This is a genomic window from Brevibacterium sp. R8603A2 (assembly GCF_023072605.1).
Lineage (GTDB): Bacteria > Actinomycetota > Actinomycetes > Actinomycetales > Brevibacteriaceae > Brevibacterium > Brevibacterium pityocampae.
Window position 1 is genome coordinate 53,942 of record NZ_JALLGN010000014.1, and the last position, 16,052, is coordinate 69,993.

A 16,052-nucleotide genomic window follows, 5' to 3' on the forward strand; every position below is an offset into this window, starting at 1 on the left:
GTTTAAGCCTTAAAGTAAGCAACCAAAAGGTCGCAGACCGGCAGACCGCCCCCGCGCCCACCATCTGTTCCGCCCCGTCACAGCTCCGGCTGGGACCTCAGGTACCGCCCGAAGTGGGGCACGGTGAAGGCGATGCGGCCGCGCTCGGCGGAGAACACGAGGCCCTTCTTGATGAGGCCGTCGCGCGCTGGGGACAGCGACTGCGGTTTGCGGCCGAGGTGCTCGGCGAGGTCCTTCGTCGCGACCCCTGTCGGATCCGGCGAGGCACCCTCGCGGACCTCGAGATCGGCGAGCCCCTTCATGTACTCCCGCTCGGCCGGGGTTGCCCGCTCGTAGCGGGAACCGAAGAAGCCGACGGCAAGCTCGTTCTGCGCCGCGGGTGCGGCGACGGTGATGTCCTCGGCGGTGATCGGGGACTTCGGGGCGACGTCCCAGGCCGCCTTGCCGTAGGCCTGCACGAAGTAGGGGTACCCGTCGGTCGCCTCGTAGAGGGCGGCGAGCGCCTCGGCGGTGAAGTCCGCGCCCTCGTCGAGCGCCGGGGTGCGCAGTGCGCGGTCCGCCTGCTCCCGGTCGAGCCGGTCGATGCGCCGGTAGTGGAACAGCCGCTCGGAGTACGACTTCGACGCCGAGAGCACCGCCGGCAGGTGCGGCAGCCCGGCGCCGACGACGACGAACGGCAGTCCGAGCTGGGAGATCTCGTGGCAGGCGGCGCACAGCGCGGACACGTCGGCCGGCTGCACGTCCTGCATCTCGTCGATGAAGATCGCCACCCCCTTGCCGCCGTCCTGCGCGAGCCCGGCGATGTCGGTGAACAGCTCGACGAGGTCGATCTCGATGTCACCGGAGTCCGCGCGTCCGGTCACCGCCGGGGCGTCGATGCCCGGCTGCCACTTGTCGCGGAGCTTGGCGTCGGCACCGGCGCTGCGCTGGGCGAAGGCCTTGAGGATGCCGAGGACGTGGTTGCGGGAGTCCTCGTCGCGGATCCCGAGCTCGCGCACCGCCTGGTGGAGTGCGGCGGACAGCGGCCGGCGCAGCTCGGAGTCCGGGCGCGCCTCGATCTTGCCGGTCCCCCACCGGGACCGCACCGCCGAGGAGCGCAGGCTGTTGAGGAGCACCGTCTTGCCGACGCCGCGCAATCCGGTGAGCACGAGGGAGCGCTCGGGCCGGCCGCGGGCGATCCGCTCGAGCACGACCTGGAACATGTCGAGCTCGGTGTCGCGGCCGGCGAGCTCCGGCGGGCGCTGGCCGGCGCCGGGGGCGTAGGGGTTGCGAATCGGGTCCATGGCCTCACGGTACCGGCCTCTAGCCCGCTCTAGCCCCAGCGACATACGAGGCCGGGCCGCCGGATGCGGCTGCTCCGCGGACGGGCCTTCCTCCCTGGACGGGCCTTCATTCCTGGATGGGCCTTCCTTCCCGGACGGGCCTTACTCCCTGGATGCAGCTGTTTCTCCGAACAGCAACCAGAAATCGCCGTCTCGGCCGGGAGCGCCGGAGATTCCATCGCCCGGGAGAGAAACACTCGCATCGACGGGCTCGAGGAACGATGCCGGGTCGAGGCGATACTGTGGCGGGCATGGCGATCCTCTACCCCGGACTGCACAACGATGCGGTCAAGAAGCGGCACGTGCGCTGGGCGCAGACCCTCGTCGATGCCGGGTTCTCCTTCGACCTCCTCGTCGACGAGGGGCGCGAGGAGACCGCCGCGCTCATCCGCGAGGCGACCGGCGCCGCAGGGTCGAGACCTGCCGAGCAGACGGAATCTGCCGAACCGCCGGCACCGACGGGACCCACCCCCGAGCCTGCCGAGCCGACGGACCCCGCCCCCGGCGCACCGCCGTCCGCGCCCACCGGCTTCGCTCTTGAGCCGCAGGACACCGGGCTCGTCGTCCGCGACGCCTCCGGCACCCTCGCCGGCGCGCTCGTCCTCACCGCGGTGAGCTACGACAACGGCACCGCGCTCTTCGTCCGGGCGCTCGCCACGGCACCGGAATTCCGCTCCCGCGGCATCGCCACCGTGCTGCTCGGCCTCGCACCGCAGGTGCTCGGGCAGGCCGGACTGCCCACCCGCGCCCTGCTCACCGGCGCCGCTCCCGAGGCGCTCGCCGGGTTCGTGCACCGTGCTGGCTTCGTCGTCCTCGAGAACGGCGACGAGCCGCCCTTCACCTTCGGTGGGATCGAGGACGAGCTGCTCGCCTCCTCGGCGACGGCCCCGGACGACCGCTGCTGGTTCTTCAAAGAGGTCGCATGACCCGGCTGCTCTCCACCGGCACGGCGGGGGCGCGCTGATGCCCGAGGGCCATACGATCCACCGCCTCGCCTCGGCGTTCGAAGACGGCTTCCGCGGTGCCCGGCTCGCGCTGTCGAGCCCGCAGGGCCGGTTCGCCGCCGGGGCCGCCCGGCTCACCGGGCAGATCCTCGTGAGCGCGGAGGCCGTGGGCAAGCATCTGTTCCTCGGCTTCGCACCGGAGGAACGCGCGCTCGACGACGGCGCGGCGGAGTCCTTCGTCCACGTCCATCTGGGCCTCTACGGCTCGTGGACCTTCGCGGGGGATCAGGAGTTCTCCCGGGTCCACGCGATCGGCGCCCCGCGCAGGCGCCTCGGCGAGCAGGAGAGCACCCCGGGCACCGGCGCCGGCCCCGCGGACCAGCACTCGTGGCGGCACCTCGCGCCCGGAGAGAACGTCCGGCTGCGGGTCGTCGGCCCGCACGGGCTCGCCGACCTCACCGGGCCGACCGCCTGCGCCGTGCTCGAACCCGCCGAGCGGCAGGCGATCATCGACCGCCTGGGACCCGACCCGCTGCGCGCCGATGCGGACCCGCGCGTGTTCGTCGAACGGGTGCGGCGGTCGCGGACGGTGATCGGCACCCAGCTGATGAACCAGGCCGTGGTCGCCGGGATCGGCAACATCTACCGCGCCGAGCTCCTGTTCCGCGCCCGCCTGGACCCGTTCGTGCCCGGCACCGAGCTCACCGCGGGGATCGTGCGCGGCCTGTGGGACGACCTCGTGCCGCTCATCGGCTACGGCGCGCGCACCGGGCGGATCGTCACCACCGAGCCCGAGCACCGCGACATCCACCCGATCATCCGGGAGCGCTCGCGCGGCACCCGGCAGAACGGGGACGACGACCCCGATGTCGTCCCGCGCGAGAAGTCCTTCTACGTCTACCACCGGCAGGGGTTGCCCTGCCGCCTGTGCGACACCCCGGTGCGCGACGCGACCGTCGCCGGTCGCGCCGTCTACTGGTGCCCCCGCTGCCAGACCGCGCGGAAGCGCCGCGCCTCCTGGGACCGCGGGGCCTGGTTGGACTGAGCGCACCGGCTCGACCGAGCGCCGCGACACGACCGAACGCACCGGAGTGGGAATAGACCCGGCCGGTCGGCCGTTGGTCCACTCGGCCCCACCCGCCGGTCATCCGCACGGCCCGGCCCCGGATCCGAGCCAGTGCCAGAGCCCGAGCCCGAGCCCGAAGCGTCCCGCCGCCGTGCATCACCGGCGTACCGCACCCGTCTGCCCCACCCGTCACCCCACCCGCGCGCGTCGATCGATGTGCGCGTCGCCCCCGGAGGAGGATCCATGGCCGCCCGCCTCGCCGTGTTCGCGCTCGCGATCGGCGCCTTCGGCATCGGCACCGCCGAGTTCGCCACCATGGGTCTGCTCCCGCAGATCGCCGCCGGCTTCGACGCGAGCCTGCCCAAAGCGGGCCACGCGGTCTCGCTCTACGCGCTCGGCGTGGTCGTCGGCGCACCGCTCATCACGGTGCTCGGAGCGAAGGTGGACCGGCGGCGCCTGCTGCTCGGCCTCATGGTCGTCTTCGTCCTCGGGAGCATCGGTTCCACGCTGGCGCCGAGCCTCGGCGCGCTGCTCGGATCGCGGTTCCTCACCGGCCTGCCGCACGGCGCGTTCCTCGGTGTCGCCGGGATCGTCGCCGCGTCGCTGGCGCGCCCGGAGCGCCGGGGCACCGCGATGGCCCGGGTGATGCTCGGGCTCACCGTGTCGAACATCGTCGGCGTCCCCGCCGCGGCTGCCCTCGGAGCGGCGTTCGGCTGGCGCGTCGCCTACGCCCTCGTGGCCGCGATCGGCCTCGCCACCCTGCTCGCGATCCTCGCCCTCGTCCCCACCACCGCACCCGCGGCCGCCCCGTCGATGCGCGGAGAGCTCCGCACCCTCAAGCGCCGGCAGGTGATCCTCACACTCATCGCGGGCTCCGTGGGCTTCGGCGGGATGTTCGCCGTCTACACCTACATCGCGCCGACGATGACGGACCTCACCGGCATCCCCGCAGCGGGCGTCCCCTGGGTGCTCGTGTGCTTCGGCGTCGGGATGACCGCCGGCTCGCTCATCGTCGGGCCGCTCGTCGACCGCTCGATCGAACGCACCGCGCTGCTCGGGATCGGCGGCCTCGGCATCGTCCTCCTCGCCTTCGGCGCGTTGGCGCACTTCGTCTGGGCCGCGATCGCGTGCGTGGTGCTGCTCGGCATCTGCGGTTCGATCTTCACCACCGCGCTCCAGGTCCGGCTGCTCCGCGACTCCCGCGACGCCCCCTCCCTCGCCGCGGCCATGAATCACGCCGCCTTCAACCTCGCGAACGCCATCGGGGCGTTCCTCGGCGGCGTCGTCATCGATGCCGGCCTGGGACTGCGCGCGCCGGCGCTCACCGGTGCCGGACTCACCGCCATCGGCCTGGTGGTGACCGCGGCGGCGGTGGTCACCCACGCACGGTCCCGCAGCCGCTCGGTCATCGACCTCTCCGGGCCGGGCTCCCCGTCGGCGGGCACACCGGCCGCCGGCACCTCGACTGCGGACGCCCCGGCCGGCCGCACCCCGGCAGCGGGCGCCTCGACCGGTCGCGCCCCGGCTCCGGGCGCCGGAGATCCCCGCGGGTCCGCGCCCGCCGATTGACGCGGGGGCCACCCATGGGTGAAGGTAGTAAACAATCGTTCGAACCGTGTTCAAAGGCTGAGCCCGGTCCACGACACCCCCATCGCACCGGGAACAGAGGAGAGTCATGACCCGTCGATTCGAGAACACCGTCGCCATCGTCACCGGAGCCTCGCGCGGCATCGGCCTGGGCATCGCCCAGCGCCTCGTCGACGAGGGCGCCAAGGTCGCCATCACCGCCCGCGGCCAGGAGGCACTCGACACCGCCGTCGAGGCGCTCGGCGGCCCCGAGCACGCGCTCGCCGTCGCCGGCAAGGCCGACCGGCCCGAGCACCAGGACGAGGTCATCGCGAAGGTCACCGAGACCTTCGGCCCCATCGACATCCTCGTCAACAACACCGGCATCAACCCGGTCTACGGACCCATGATCGATCTCGACCTCGGCGCGGCCCGCAAGGTGTTCGAGGTCAACGACATGTCCGCGCTGTCGTGGACCCAGAAGGTCTACCGGGCGTCCTTCGCCGAGCGCGGCGGCCGCGTGCTCAACGTCGCCTCCGTCGCCGGCCTCGGCCAGCCGGAGAACATCGGCTTCTACGGCTCCTCGAAGGCCATGCTCATCCACATCACCAAGCAGCTCGCGATGGAGCTCGGCCCGGACGTGCGCGTCAACGCCGTGGCACCGGCCGTCGTCAAGACGAAGTTCGCCGAGGCGCTCTACGCGAAGGACGAGGAGGGTGTGGCCGCCGGCTACCCGATGAAGCGCCTGGGCACCCCGGAGGACATCGCGGCCGCCGCGGCCTTCCTCCTGTCCGAGGAGGCGAGCTGGATCACCGGTCAGGTGCTCGTGCTCGACGGCGGAAAGGGCCTCATCGGCGGGGTGTGACCCCGCCCGGACCCCGCAACGGCCACCGCGAAGGCCGCCTCACCGATGGGTGGGGCGGCCCTTCTCGTGCTCCGATTCCGCTCCCCGGTCACGGGAACCGCTAGCGTGGAGCCATCATGTCTCTCCTCCGCACGATCGCCCTGGCCACCGCAGCGATGTCCACCGCCGTGCTGGGCGGGTGCGCGCTCGGCGGCGACCGGGCCCCGGAGGACCTCGACCTGTCGCTGTACACGGCGGCGCTGATCGGCTCCGCGGTGGAGAGCGCCGAAGGCGGATCCGAGTACTCCCTGCTCACGGTCCGGCCGGACGGCTCGCTCGACCGCTTCGATCTGGGCAGGGACGACGCCGAGCTCGAGGTGCAGGGCGAGAGCCTAGTGCTCCGCAGCGGCCGGATCGTCACCCGGTACGGGACGGACCCGGTGACCGAGCGGCTGGGGAGCTTCGGCGACGGCGGGGGCGGCCACCTGCTCGGTCGGGAGGATTCGACGACGGTCGTCCGTGCGGGAGGGAAGGGCACCGAGGTCGTCGAGATCGGCGACACCGGGGTCACCACCCGCGCCGAGATCGATGGCAGGCCGGTGGCGTCGGCCGTCTGCGGTGGCACCACAGCGGTGCTCACCGGGTCGGACTCCAGTGATGACGACGGGCATCTCTGGACAGTCCGCGAGGGCAGGGCCGAGCAGCTCGACGCGCCCATCGAACCGGGGATCCTCGAGGGCCGCACCGGGGACCACCCCTGCATCGACGGGACGATGGTCCTCACCGAGCGCGTCCACCCCGACGAGGGACTGGGGCACGGAATCCGACTCCGCGCGATCGACACCGCCGACGGCACAGTCACGGAGCGCGTGGTCGACTCCCCCGGGGGACGGGTTCCTCGGCTGGGGCGAACCGCGCGGAGCAGTCGAAGGCGGGGCCGCTGCGGTCGTCTGGCTCGATCAGACCGGAGCGTTCGAGCAGGTGCCGATCGACGCGATCGACGGCAGCCCGGAGCCGGTGGCGGCCCGCATGCTCGACGGCGACTTCACCCCGGACACCGTTCACGGCGCCTGGATCGACGGCACCGAGGCGGTGATCGTCCATCAGGCGGAATCCGTCGCACAGCGCGACGCCGGCTCCCCGGTCCCGCAGCTCGAGTTCGTCGACCTCGCCGACCCCGGGTCGAGCACCCGCCTGACGGTGTCCGAGGAGCTCTCCGACTTCACCTTCCGCGGTGAGAACGCTCTCGTCCTCGACGCCGTCCGGTTACCCTGACCCGCACCGCCCCGGAGGTCGGCATCACTCCCCCGCGGCGGCCTCCGCGACGACGGTGAGGATCGCCTCGCCGTACTCGGCACGCTTCTTCAGGCCCACCCCGCTCACGGTGCCGAGCGCACCGATCGAGGCCGGTCGGGCTTCGACAATGCCGACGAGCGTGGCGTCGGAGAACACCATGTAGGGCGGGATCTTCTTCTCCCGCGCGGTCTCCGTGCGCCAGTCGCGCAGCGCCTCGAACAGCTCCCTGTCCGCACCCTCCAGCCCGTCCGCCGCCGAGGCGCGGGCCCCTCCCGCACCGCTCGCACTGCGGGAGCGGCGGGACGCCCGGGCCGGCTCCGGGTCGTCGCGCAGATGCACGTTCTCCTCCCCGCGGAGCACCCCGGTGGCGCGGGGTCCGGGCACCAGCACGTTGTACTCACCGGCCGCGGCGACGATGTCGGCGGCCATGAGCTGCCGGATGACGGTCCGCCACTGCTTCTCGGACAGCTCCGCGCCCACGCCCCAGACGCTGAGCTCCTCGTGCCGGGACTGCGCGGAGCGCGGGTTGTCGCGGCCGAGCAGCACGTCGATGACCTGGCCGGAGCCGAACTGCTGGCCGCGTTCGCGGTCGAGCCGGATGAGCGCGGACAGGAGCTTCTGCGCCGCGATCCTCGCGTCCCAGGTGCGCGGCGGGTTCAGGCAGGTGTCGCAGTTGCCGCACGGCTCGGACTCCTGTCCGAAGTAGCGCAGCAGCTGGACGCGGCGGCAGTCGACGGTCTCGCACAGGGCGAGCATCGCGTCGAGGTGGGCGCGCTGGCTGCGCTGGAACTCCGCCGAGCCCTCCCCGGAGTCGATGAGCCGCCGCTGGTTGACGACGTCGCCGAGCCCGTAGGCCATCCAGGCGGTCGCGGCGAGGCCGTCGCGACCGGCTCGCCCGGTCTCCTGGTAGTAGCCCTCGATCGACTTCGGCAGGTCGAGGTGGGCGACGAACCGGACGTCGGGTTTGTCGATGCCCATCCCGAACGCGATCGTCGCGACCATGACGATTCCGTCCGCGTGGAGGAACCGGGCCTGGTTCCGGGCGCGGTCGGCGGCGTCCATGCCCGCGTGGTAGGGCAGGGCCGGGATCCCGCGGGCGTCGAGCGCCTGCGCGACGGCGTCGACGCTCTTGCGCGACAGGCAGTAGACGATCCCGGCCTGACCGGAGTGCTCACCGGCGATGAAGTCCATGAGCTGCTTGCGCGGCTGGTCCTTGGGCACGATCCGGTACTGGATGTTCGGCCGGTCGAAGCTCGACACGAAGTGCCGGGCCCGGCCCATCCGGAGCCGCTCGGTGAGCTCCTCGTGGGTGGCGCGGGTGGCGGTCGCGGTGAGCGCGATCCTCGGGATCTGCGGGAACTCCTCGGCGAGGAGGGACAGCCCCAGGTAGTCGCGCCGGAAGTCGTGCCCCCATTGGGAGACGCAGTGGGCCTCGTCGATGGCGAACAGCGACACGTGCCCGCGCCGGAGCAGGGCGCGGGTGCGTTCGAGGACGAGCCGCTCCGGGGCCATGTAGAGGAGGTCGAGCTCGCCGGCCTCGAACGCCGCCTCGACGGCGCGCGCCTCGTTGGGGTCGAGCGAGGAGTTGAGGAACGCCGCCCGGATGCCGAGCGATTCGAGCGCGGCGACCTGGTCGGCCATGAGGGCGATGAGCGGGGAGACGACGATCCCGGTGCCCGGGCGCAGCAGCGAGGGGATCTGGTAGCACAGCGACTTGCCGCCGCCGGTGGGCATGAGGACGACTGCGTCCCCACCGCCGGCGACGTGGTCGATGATTGCACCCTGGTCGCCGCGGAAGGAGTCGTAGCCGAAGACCTCGGAGAGGATCCGCAGCGCCTCCGGGGAGCCGGCGGGAGCCGAGTCCGACTCGCCGGGCCCTCCCCCGGGCGGGTCGTCCACCGTCACCGAGGCGCCCGCCGACTCCCCCGCACCCGCTCCCGGGTCACCAGGCGCGGGGTCATCGGTGGACATCGTGTCCGCGCCGGACATGACAGACTCGCCGGGCACCTCGGGTTCACCGACGGCCGTCGGCGGTGCCGGTTCGACGGGTGGTGCTGCGGTGACGGGTGGTGCTGCGGTGGGGTGGGGGTGCGCGGCCTCGTCCATGCTTCCAGCCTACGGGTCGCCGCGGACACCCCGCGGGGAGGGCGCAGCCGACCCGCGTCCCGGCACCCCGAGCCGCCCGGCTCAGACGGGTTCGCGCGCCGGTTCGACCTGCCCTGCGGGGCCGCCGATCACCGTGGTGAGCAGCGCGACGAGCGCGACGACAGAGGCGCCGGCGTACAGGAGCACCGGCGCACCGAGCGGGTAGATCAGCGCGGCCCAGGCGTATCCCGTGGCCATCCCCATGAAGCGGGAGGTGTTGTGGATCCCGAAGGCCATGGAGTTCTTCGCCGCGAGCGAGCGCGAGATCGCGTACGCCGCGATGCTCTGCCCGGCATTGAGCCCGGCGCCGATGAGCAGGAGGAGCACGATGACGACCGCCACCTGGACCCTGGCGGAGTCGGACTCGCGCGAGGTCCACCAGCCGAGCACGAGCGGCGCGAAGATGAGGACCCCGAGCCCCATCTCGATCACGGTGCGCATCGAGAGCTTCGCCGACAGCCACGAGGTGAGTCGGCCCGACACCGCCATCGCGAAGGCCATCGCGAACACCACGAGGCCCACCGGGCCCGGTGTCAGGCCCAGCCGCTCGCCCAGGTAGAGCGGCAGGCTGACCAGGCACACCCCCATGATGAACATCGTCGAGCCCGCCGACACGGTGCCGCGGATGTAGCGCTTCTCGAGGAGCGAGCGCGGCTCGAACAGGGTCTCCGGGTAGCGCGCGGCGAGCACGACGTAGACGACGAGGCCGAGCGAGGCGATGATCGCCACGACGGCCTCGGCGAGCGGGTCCGCGCGCTGCCCGACGAGGGTGACGAGGAGGACCGAGGCCCCCATCGCGATCATCAGCACCGCCATCCCGATGCCGTGGATGGGCGCCTGCCGCCCGCGCACCTTGGGCACGGCGACGACGATGACGACGGCGAGGAGAAGGCACAGGGAGGCCTGCAGAATGAACACGGCGCGCCAGCCGAAGATCTCCGAGACCACGCCGCCGACCGGCGGTCCGACGGCTTGGCCGACACCGATCGCTGAGGCCCACGCCGCCATCGCGGCCTGGCCCTTCGACGGCCACAGCGCGACGAGGGCGCGCTGCACACCGGGCGGGAAGGTCGAGCACGCGATCCCCTGCACCACCCGGAGCACGATGAGCATCTCGAGGTTGACCGAGAATGCGGCGAAGGCCTGCGCGACGATCATGATCGCGAGTCCTCCGAGCACGATCCGCACGGTGCCGAAGCGATCGCACAGCCACCCGGTGAAGGGCACGAAGATCACCATCGACACGGTGAAGGCCGACACCGCGAGCACCGTCTGGCTGTCGGTCGCCCCGAAATCCTGCTGGATCCGGTGGAGGGGGGCGTTGATGACGTTGCCCGACAGCGCACCGACCGTGGTGGTGCCGAGCATCGCGAGGTAGGCGAGCCGGCCGGGCTCGGCCTGCTTCTCCGGCTTCTCCTGCTTCTCCGGCACGCGCTCCGGTCCCGGTCCGCGCCCCTGGGCGGGGTCGCGTTCCGGGACCGGGTGCGGTCCTGCGGCGTCGGTCACGCCCTTCAGGCCTCGGCGGGTCGCTGCGGTGCGGCCTCGTCGGGGCGGGTGTAGTCCTCGTTCAGCCAGGCGCGCACGAGCTCGGTGTCCTGCCCGAGCGCGGGCGGGGCGAGGTCGTAGACGACCGGGGACTTCGACAGCGAGATCGGGTTGCGCACGGTGGGGATCGCACGGTCCCCGGTGGTCACCTCGACGACGGGCTCGAGGCCGATCCGCTCGGCGAGCTGCACGCCCTGCTCGATCGAGTTGATCGGGGCGCACGGCAGGCCGGCGGCGGTGAGCAGCTCGTACCACTCCTGCGCGGTGCGGTGCGAGAGCGCCTCGATGAGCAGCGGTTCGAGCGCCTTGCGGTTGCTGTTGCGCGGGAAGGCGGTGGCGAAGCGCTCGTCGGTGAGCCATTCGGGGCGCTCGACGGCGTTAGCGAGCACCGCGAACTGGCGGTCGTTGCCGCAGGCGACGATGAGGTCGCCCTCCTGCGTGGGCATCGGCTGGTAGGGGTAGAGGCTCGGGTGCTCGTTGCCCATGCGGTGCGGCACGACGCCGCCGGCCACGTAGGCGGAGGTCTGGTTGACGAGGCCGGACAGCGCCGAGGACAGGAGGTTGGTGTCGACCTTCTGCCCCTCCCCGGTGCGGTTGCGGTGCTGGAGAGCGGCGAGGATGCCGATCGTCGTGTGGAGGCCGGTGATGACGTCGAACACCGCCACGCCACCGCGGTAGGGGGGACCGTCGGCGTCGCCGGTCAGGCTCATGAATCCGGACAGGCCCTGGACGAGCAGGTCGTAGCCGGGCTGCGGGTTGTTCGGCCCGAAGCCGGTGACGGAGGAGTAGATGACGTCCGGGTTGGTCCGTGCGACGGTCGCGTGGTCGAGCCCGAACTTCTCCAGCCCGCCGGGCTTGAAGTTCTCGACGATGACATCGGCGCGCCGGGCGAGCTCACGGGCGAGCGCGAGGTCCTCCTCCTTGCGGAAGTCGAGCACGACGTCGGTCTTGTTCCGGTTGACCGACAAATAGTAGGTCGCGTCGTCCTCGCGCACCGGCGGCTTCCACAGCCGGGTGTCGTCGCCGCCGGGGCTCTCGACCTTGATCACCGTCGCGCCGAGGTCGGCGAGCAGCATCGTCGCGTAGGGGCCGGCGAGCACACGGCCGAAATCGGCGACGATGATGCCGGAGAGGGGGCCGTTGCCGGTGCGCGAGAAGCGCTCGCGCAGGTCCTGCGCCTTGCTGTCCTGAGCCGTGGTGTCCACGTGTCTCCTCCTGTTGCCGCCCGCCGGTGGTGACGGCGGGCGATCGGTCTGGCGGCCGGTGGCGGCCTGGTCGGTCGTGCGCGTCAGCGCAGGTAGAGCCTGACGGTGTCGATCTCGTCGCGCAGCAGGCGCACCTCCTCGATGGTGGGCTCCGCGGTCGTCTCCACGGTGGGGGCGACGGCGAGGTCCCAGCCCGTATTCTCCCGCACCTGCTCGACGGTGACGCCGGGATGCACATGGGTGAGCTCGAGCTCGCCGTACTTGTCGGTGCGCTGGAGCACGCCGAGCGGCGTGATGACGACGCTCACGCCGTGGCCGGCCGGCTGGATGCCCACGGCGGCCTCGCGGGCGCGGACCGGCGAGGGTGAGGTGACGAAGTCGACCGCCTCCGGGAAGGCGGAGAGGTCGTGGCGGCGGACGATGACGAAGATCTCCCCGGCGTTGGCCATGATGTCCGTCGCCCCGCCGGATCCGGGCAGCCGCACCTTCGGCCGGTCCCAGTCGCCGATCACCGTGGTGTTGAGCGAGCCGTGCCGGTCGATCTGCGCCGCGCCGAGGAAGCCGACGTCGACGTTCCCGCCCTGGAGCACGTAGCCGAACAGCGCCTGCATGTTCACGACCGCCTCGGCCCCGGACACGACGACGGAGTCCGCGATCCCCTCGGCCATGGCCTCTGGGTGGGCGCCGGACACACCGGACTCGTAGATGAGCTCGATGTCGGGGTTGATGGTGCGGTGCGCGAGGTCGACGGCGAGCGTGGGCAGTCCGATCCCGGCGAACACGGTGCGCTTGCCGGCGAGCATCTGCGCGGCGGCGCACACGATGAGCTCGGTCTGGGTGTAGTCCGGTGCGGTGCTCATGCCTGCCCTCCGTCGGTGGTCGTGGTGGCCGGGGTGCCGGCGGCGCCGCCGGTGCCCTCGGTGCGGTCCGCTGGGCCGGCGGCGTCCGAGGTGCGGGCCGCTGCGTGCTCTCCGGCCTCGGCGGCGGCGAGCTCGGTGCCGAGCAGGCGGCGGCCGTAGTCGACCGAGCCCGAGGGCCGGGATCCGACGGCGAGGCCGGCCATCCGGTCGCGTCCGAGCACATCGAGGTACTCGGCGTGGTCGGCGGTGTTCCGCACGTGGTCGTCGAGCCATTCCTGCAGACGCTGCGGATCCTTGCTGATCGGTGTCCACTCGCGGTAGAAGGCGCAGTCGCGGTCGTAGGATCCCTGCACGTAGGACGGGTGCGCTCCCTGCGGGACGACGCATACGGCGTCGACCGCGTGGGCCGGGATCAGGGTGCGGTTGGGGTCGGCGCGGATGACCTCGGGCGCGACGATCTCCTCGACGACGACGATCGCCCGCTCCGCGGCGTAGACGGCCTCCTGCTGGACCCCGGTGATGCCCCAGATCTGGGCGTTGCCCCTCGTGTCGGCACGCTGCGCGTGGATGATCGTGACGTCGGGGTTGAGCGGGGGCACGACGTAGGTGGTGCCCCCGGTGTAGGGGTCGGCGACGAGCTTGATGTTCGGGTTGATCGACGGGATGTCGGAGCCGGCGAAGGAGCGGATCGGCATGAAGGGCAGGCGGGCCGCGCCGGCATGGTAGCGCAGCACCATCGCGTGGTGGCTGTACTCCTCGACCTCGAGCGGCTCCGGGTCGTGGTGCTCGAGGCGGCGGCGCACCTCGTAGAGGCTGCCGGCGGATCCGGAGGCGAAGAAGGAGCACACGAGCTTCGACACGCAGCCCGCGGCGAGCATCATGTCGCAGATGAGGTCCGGGGTCATGCGGCAGAACGTCAGGTCGGTGATGCCCTGGCGGATGATCTCGTGGCCGGCGGCGAACGGGATGAGGTGGGAGAAACCCTCGAGCGCGACGGTGTCACCGGAGTGGACGTGCGCGGCGATCGCCTCGGCGAGGTCGACGACTTTGTCTGTGTTCATGTTCGCTTTCACTGGTGGATCCGCGATACTGGCAGTGGACGAGCGCGGTGCGAGGAGCGGCTCGTTCCACATTAAGTCATCTGGCGCACGAATACCACCCCCATTCTTTACGCGACGTGCAATAATGTGGGCATGGAAATACACCAGATCCGCGCGTTCCTCGCCGTCGCCGAGGAGCTCCACTTCGGTCGCGCCGCAGACAAGCTCGGCATGGCGCAGCCGCCGCTGAGCCGCACCATCCGGCAGCTCGAGCGCGAGCTCGGCACCGACCTGTTCCGCCGCACCACCCGCTCGGTGAGCCTGTCCCCGGCCGGCGCCGCGCTCGTCGAGCCCGCCCGCGCCGTGCTCGACAGCACCCGCACCGCGCGCGAATCGATCAAGCTCGCCACCCTCGGGGACATCGGCCATGTGCGCTTCGGGTTCGCCGGCGCCTCCTCGAACAAGCTCGTCGCCAAGCTCGCCTACGCCTCCCGGCAGCGCAAACCCGGGATCACCCTCGACCTCGAATCGACGACCTTCGCCAACGAGGCGCTCACCCGCGTCATCGACGGCTCGCTCGATCTCGCGCTCGTCCGCTGGCAGGCCAAGCCGCCGCGGATCTCCGGCCGGCCGGTGATGATGGAGCGCCCCGTGGTCGCCGTGCACACCGAGCACCGCTTCGTCGGCCGCTCCTCGATGGACATCGCCGAGCTCGCCGACGAGGATCTCATCCTGCTGCCGGCGGAGTCCGGGGCGAACATGCGCGACCTCATCGACCACTGGTGCTTCCGGGCCGGCTTCACCCCGAACGTCATCCAGGAGGCCCCGGACTCGTGGATCGTCATCGCGCTCGTGTCCGCGGGGATGGGCATCACCATCACCTACGATTCGGTGGTCGCGAGCTTCAACGACCCGAACATGGTGACGATCCCGCTCACCGTCGACCACGACCCGATCAAGGTCTACCTCGCCCACCGCGAGGACGACGACAACCCCGCCCTGCGCGAGGTGCTTGCCGCCGCCGAACTCGCCCTCCCCACCGTGGGCTGAGCGGCGGGTCCGCGGGGTGAGGGGGCGCGGGCCATGGGTTGAGCGGCGGGCCGAGGGTCCGCAGCACCTGCTCTCGCATCGACCTGCCACTTCTGTTCGATCCTCCCGTCGAGCTGTCGCTCCCGCTCGAAGCACCCATGGATCCTCGAGCACAGATGGCAGGTCGATGCCGGGGTCGCGCAGAAGTGGCAGCTCGACGGCACCCGCGGCGGGTGGGCGAGACCGAGGTCATCCCCAGGAGCCCTCCGCAGTCATTTCAGTGCGGTGCCGGCCTCGCCCAGCCAATCCAGTGCGGTCCAGCATCACCCCAGCCACTCCAGTGCGGTCCTGTATCTCCGCAGCCACTCCAGTGCGCTTACCCGCCAATATCCGCACTGGAACGACCCGGGAACCCAGCCGGCGACCGTGGTCCCGCTCGGCGACCCTGGTCCCGGCCGGACCGCCGCCGTACGATGGGATCCCGGGGCCGTGCAGCGCAGCACCGCATCACGGCGCACCGCAGCACCCCAGCACCGCAGCACCCCAGCCCAGCAGCACTGCAGTACCACCCCACCGCAGCGCACCACCGCACCGCCCCCGCGACCCGCCCGCCGAGGAGAGCCATGACCGCGACACCCACCGGACGGACACCGACCGGACGCCTGTCCGCGCACCACCCGCTCACGCTCGAGATCAGCCGCGAGTTCGCCGTCGAACCCGCCGATCTCTGGGCCGCGCTCACCGAGTCGAGCCGCACCGCGGCCTGGATCGGCCCGTGGTCCGGGGACCCGGCCTCCGGCACGATCGCCATCCGACTCAACGCGGAGGACGGTGCCCCGGAGCAGACCGCGCGCATCACCGCCTGCGAGCCCCCGCACCGGCTCGGTGTGACCGTCGACGCCGGGGCCGGGCAGCCGTGGCGCCTCTCCGCCGAGGTCTCGGCAGCACCCGACGGAAGTCGCGTCACCCTCCTGCACCACCTCGACGATCCCGCGACCGCGGAATTCAGCGGCCCGGGCTGGGAGTTCTACCTCGACCGGCTCGCCGCGGTGATCACCGACGCCGAGGACCCCGCGGAGATCGACTTCGAACCCGACTACGTCCCCGGCATGTGCCCGCACTACCGGGCACTCGTCGAGGACGCATGAACGGCTCCGCGGAGGCACGTGGAGAGGAAGGCACCTGAACCC

At 71.9% G+C, this 16,052-nt stretch carries 14 protein-coding genes; 7 read left to right on the forward strand and 7 right to left on the reverse strand.

The annotated features are described in order from the left end of the window. Positions 1-77: 77 nt before the first annotated feature. Positions 78-1,283, reverse strand: a complete 1,206-nt coding sequence (locus MTQ12_RS13070; protein WP_137318711.1) for an ATP-binding protein — start codon at positions 1,281-1,283, stop codon at positions 78-80. Between the two features lie 290 nt (positions 1,284-1,573). Here MTQ12_RS13070 and MTQ12_RS13075 point away from each other — a divergent pair, with 290 nt between their 5' ends. The 4 genes from MTQ12_RS13075 to MTQ12_RS13090 all read left to right on the forward strand — a co-directional run bounded on the left by MTQ12_RS13075 (position 1,574) and on the right by MTQ12_RS13090 (position 5,763). Continuing rightward, positions 1,574-2,248, forward strand: coding sequence for a GNAT family N-acetyltransferase (locus MTQ12_RS13075; protein WP_247618954.1), 675 nt, complete (start codon positions 1,574-1,576; stop codon positions 2,246-2,248). A gap of 37 nt (positions 2,249-2,285) precedes the next feature. Next, positions 2,286-3,311, forward strand: a complete 1,026-nt coding sequence (locus tag MTQ12_RS13080; RefSeq protein ID WP_247618955.1) for a zinc finger domain-containing protein — start codon at positions 2,286-2,288, stop codon at positions 3,309-3,311. A gap of 264 nt (positions 3,312-3,575) precedes the next feature. Then, positions 3,576-4,901: an MFS transporter gene (locus tag MTQ12_RS13085; RefSeq protein ID WP_247618956.1), complete on the forward strand. Its 1,326-nt coding sequence runs from the start codon at positions 3,576-3,578 to the stop codon at positions 4,899-4,901. 106 nt (positions 4,902-5,007) lie between these two features. Continuing rightward, positions 5,008-5,763, forward strand: a complete 756-nt coding sequence (locus MTQ12_RS13090) for an SDR family oxidoreductase (protein ID WP_247618957.1) — start codon at positions 5,008-5,010, stop codon at positions 5,761-5,763. Between the two features lie 371 nt (positions 5,764-6,134). Here the strand turns inward: MTQ12_RS13090 and MTQ12_RS13095 are convergent, their stop codons facing one another. After that, complete coding sequence (locus tag MTQ12_RS13095) at positions 6,135-6,560, reverse strand: hypothetical protein (protein ID WP_247618958.1); 426 nt, start codon at positions 6,558-6,560, stop codon at positions 6,135-6,137. 163 nt (positions 6,561-6,723) lie between these two features. Here MTQ12_RS13095 and MTQ12_RS13100 point away from each other — a divergent pair, with 163 nt between their 5' ends. Further along, positions 6,724-7,017, forward strand: a complete 294-nt coding sequence (locus tag MTQ12_RS13100) for a hypothetical protein (protein WP_247618959.1) — start codon at positions 6,724-6,726, stop codon at positions 7,015-7,017. 24 nt (positions 7,018-7,041) lie between these two features. On the opposite strand, the gene recQ is transcribed toward MTQ12_RS13100, so the two are convergent. The 5 genes from recQ to MTQ12_RS13125 all read right to left on the reverse strand — a co-directional run bounded on the left by recQ (position 7,042) and on the right by MTQ12_RS13125 (position 13,854). Then, on the reverse strand, positions 7,042-9,009 hold the full coding sequence (gene recQ / locus MTQ12_RS13105) for a DNA helicase RecQ (RefSeq protein WP_247618980.1): 1,968 nt from the start codon (positions 9,007-9,009) through the stop codon (positions 7,042-7,044). 216 nt (positions 9,010-9,225) lie between these two features. Then, entirely contained in the window at positions 9,226-10,689 is a 1,464-nt protein-coding gene (locus MTQ12_RS13110) for an MFS transporter (protein ID WP_247618960.1), read from the reverse strand. Positions 10,690-10,694: 5 nt separating this feature from the next. Further along, positions 10,695-11,933, reverse strand: coding sequence for a CoA transferase (locus tag MTQ12_RS13115; protein ID WP_247618961.1), 1,239 nt, complete (start codon positions 11,931-11,933; stop codon positions 10,695-10,697). A gap of 83 nt (positions 11,934-12,016) precedes the next feature. Beyond that, positions 12,017-12,793: a CoA-transferase gene (locus MTQ12_RS13120; RefSeq protein ID WP_247618962.1), complete on the reverse strand. Its 777-nt coding sequence runs from the start codon at positions 12,791-12,793 to the stop codon at positions 12,017-12,019. Next, on the reverse strand, positions 12,790-13,854 hold the full coding sequence (locus MTQ12_RS13125; RefSeq protein ID WP_247618963.1) for a CoA-transferase: 1,065 nt from the start codon (positions 13,852-13,854) through the stop codon (positions 12,790-12,792). Before MTQ12_RS13125 ends, MTQ12_RS13120 begins: the two co-directional genes overlap by 4 nt. A 132-nt stretch (positions 13,855-13,986) precedes the next feature. On the opposite strand from MTQ12_RS13125, the gene MTQ12_RS13130 reads away from it, so the two are divergent. Together MTQ12_RS13130 and MTQ12_RS13135 are read left to right on the forward strand one after the other, a co-directional pair. Then, positions 13,987-14,883, forward strand: a complete 897-nt coding sequence (locus MTQ12_RS13130; RefSeq protein ID WP_137318703.1) for a LysR substrate-binding domain-containing protein — start codon at positions 13,987-13,989, stop codon at positions 14,881-14,883. Positions 14,884-15,485: 602 nt separating this feature from the next. Continuing rightward, the gene (locus tag MTQ12_RS13135) at positions 15,486-16,010 is read left to right on the forward strand and encodes an SRPBCC domain-containing protein (protein WP_247618964.1); all 525 of its coding nucleotides are present in this window, start codon (positions 15,486-15,488) and stop codon (positions 16,008-16,010) included. The last annotated feature ends 42 nt before the right edge of the window (positions 16,011-16,052 follow it).

Coding starts and splice junctions, on each gene's coding strand:
- MTQ12_RS13070 (WP_137318711.1), bottom strand. CDS start 1,283: ATGGACCCGATTCGCAACCCCTACGCCCCCGGCGCCGGCCAGCGCCCG.
- MTQ12_RS13075 (WP_247618954.1), top strand. CDS start 1,574: ATGGCGATCCTCTACCCCGGACTGCACAACGATGCGGTCAAGAAGCGG.
- MTQ12_RS13080 (WP_247618955.1), top strand. CDS start 2,286: ATGCCCGAGGGCCATACGATCCACCGCCTCGCCTCGGCGTTCGAAGAC.
- MTQ12_RS13085 (WP_247618956.1), top strand. CDS start 3,576: ATGGCCGCCCGCCTCGCCGTGTTCGCGCTCGCGATCGGCGCCTTCGGC.
- MTQ12_RS13090 (WP_247618957.1), top strand. CDS start 5,008: ATGACCCGTCGATTCGAGAACACCGTCGCCATCGTCACCGGAGCCTCG.
- recQ (WP_247618980.1), bottom strand. CDS start 9,009: ATGTCCACCGATGACCCCGCGCCTGGTGACCCGGGAGCGGGTGCGGGG.
- MTQ12_RS13120 (WP_247618962.1), bottom strand. CDS start 12,793: ATGAGCACCGCACCGGACTACACCCAGACCGAGCTCATCGTGTGCGCC.
- MTQ12_RS13125 (WP_247618963.1), bottom strand. CDS start 13,854: ATGAACACAGACAAAGTCGTCGACCTCGCCGAGGCGATCGCCGCGCAC.
- MTQ12_RS13130 (WP_137318703.1), top strand. CDS start 13,987: ATGGAAATACACCAGATCCGCGCGTTCCTCGCCGTCGCCGAGGAGCTC.
- MTQ12_RS13135 (WP_247618964.1), top strand. CDS start 15,486: ATGACCGCGACACCCACCGGACGGACACCGACCGGACGCCTGTCCGCG.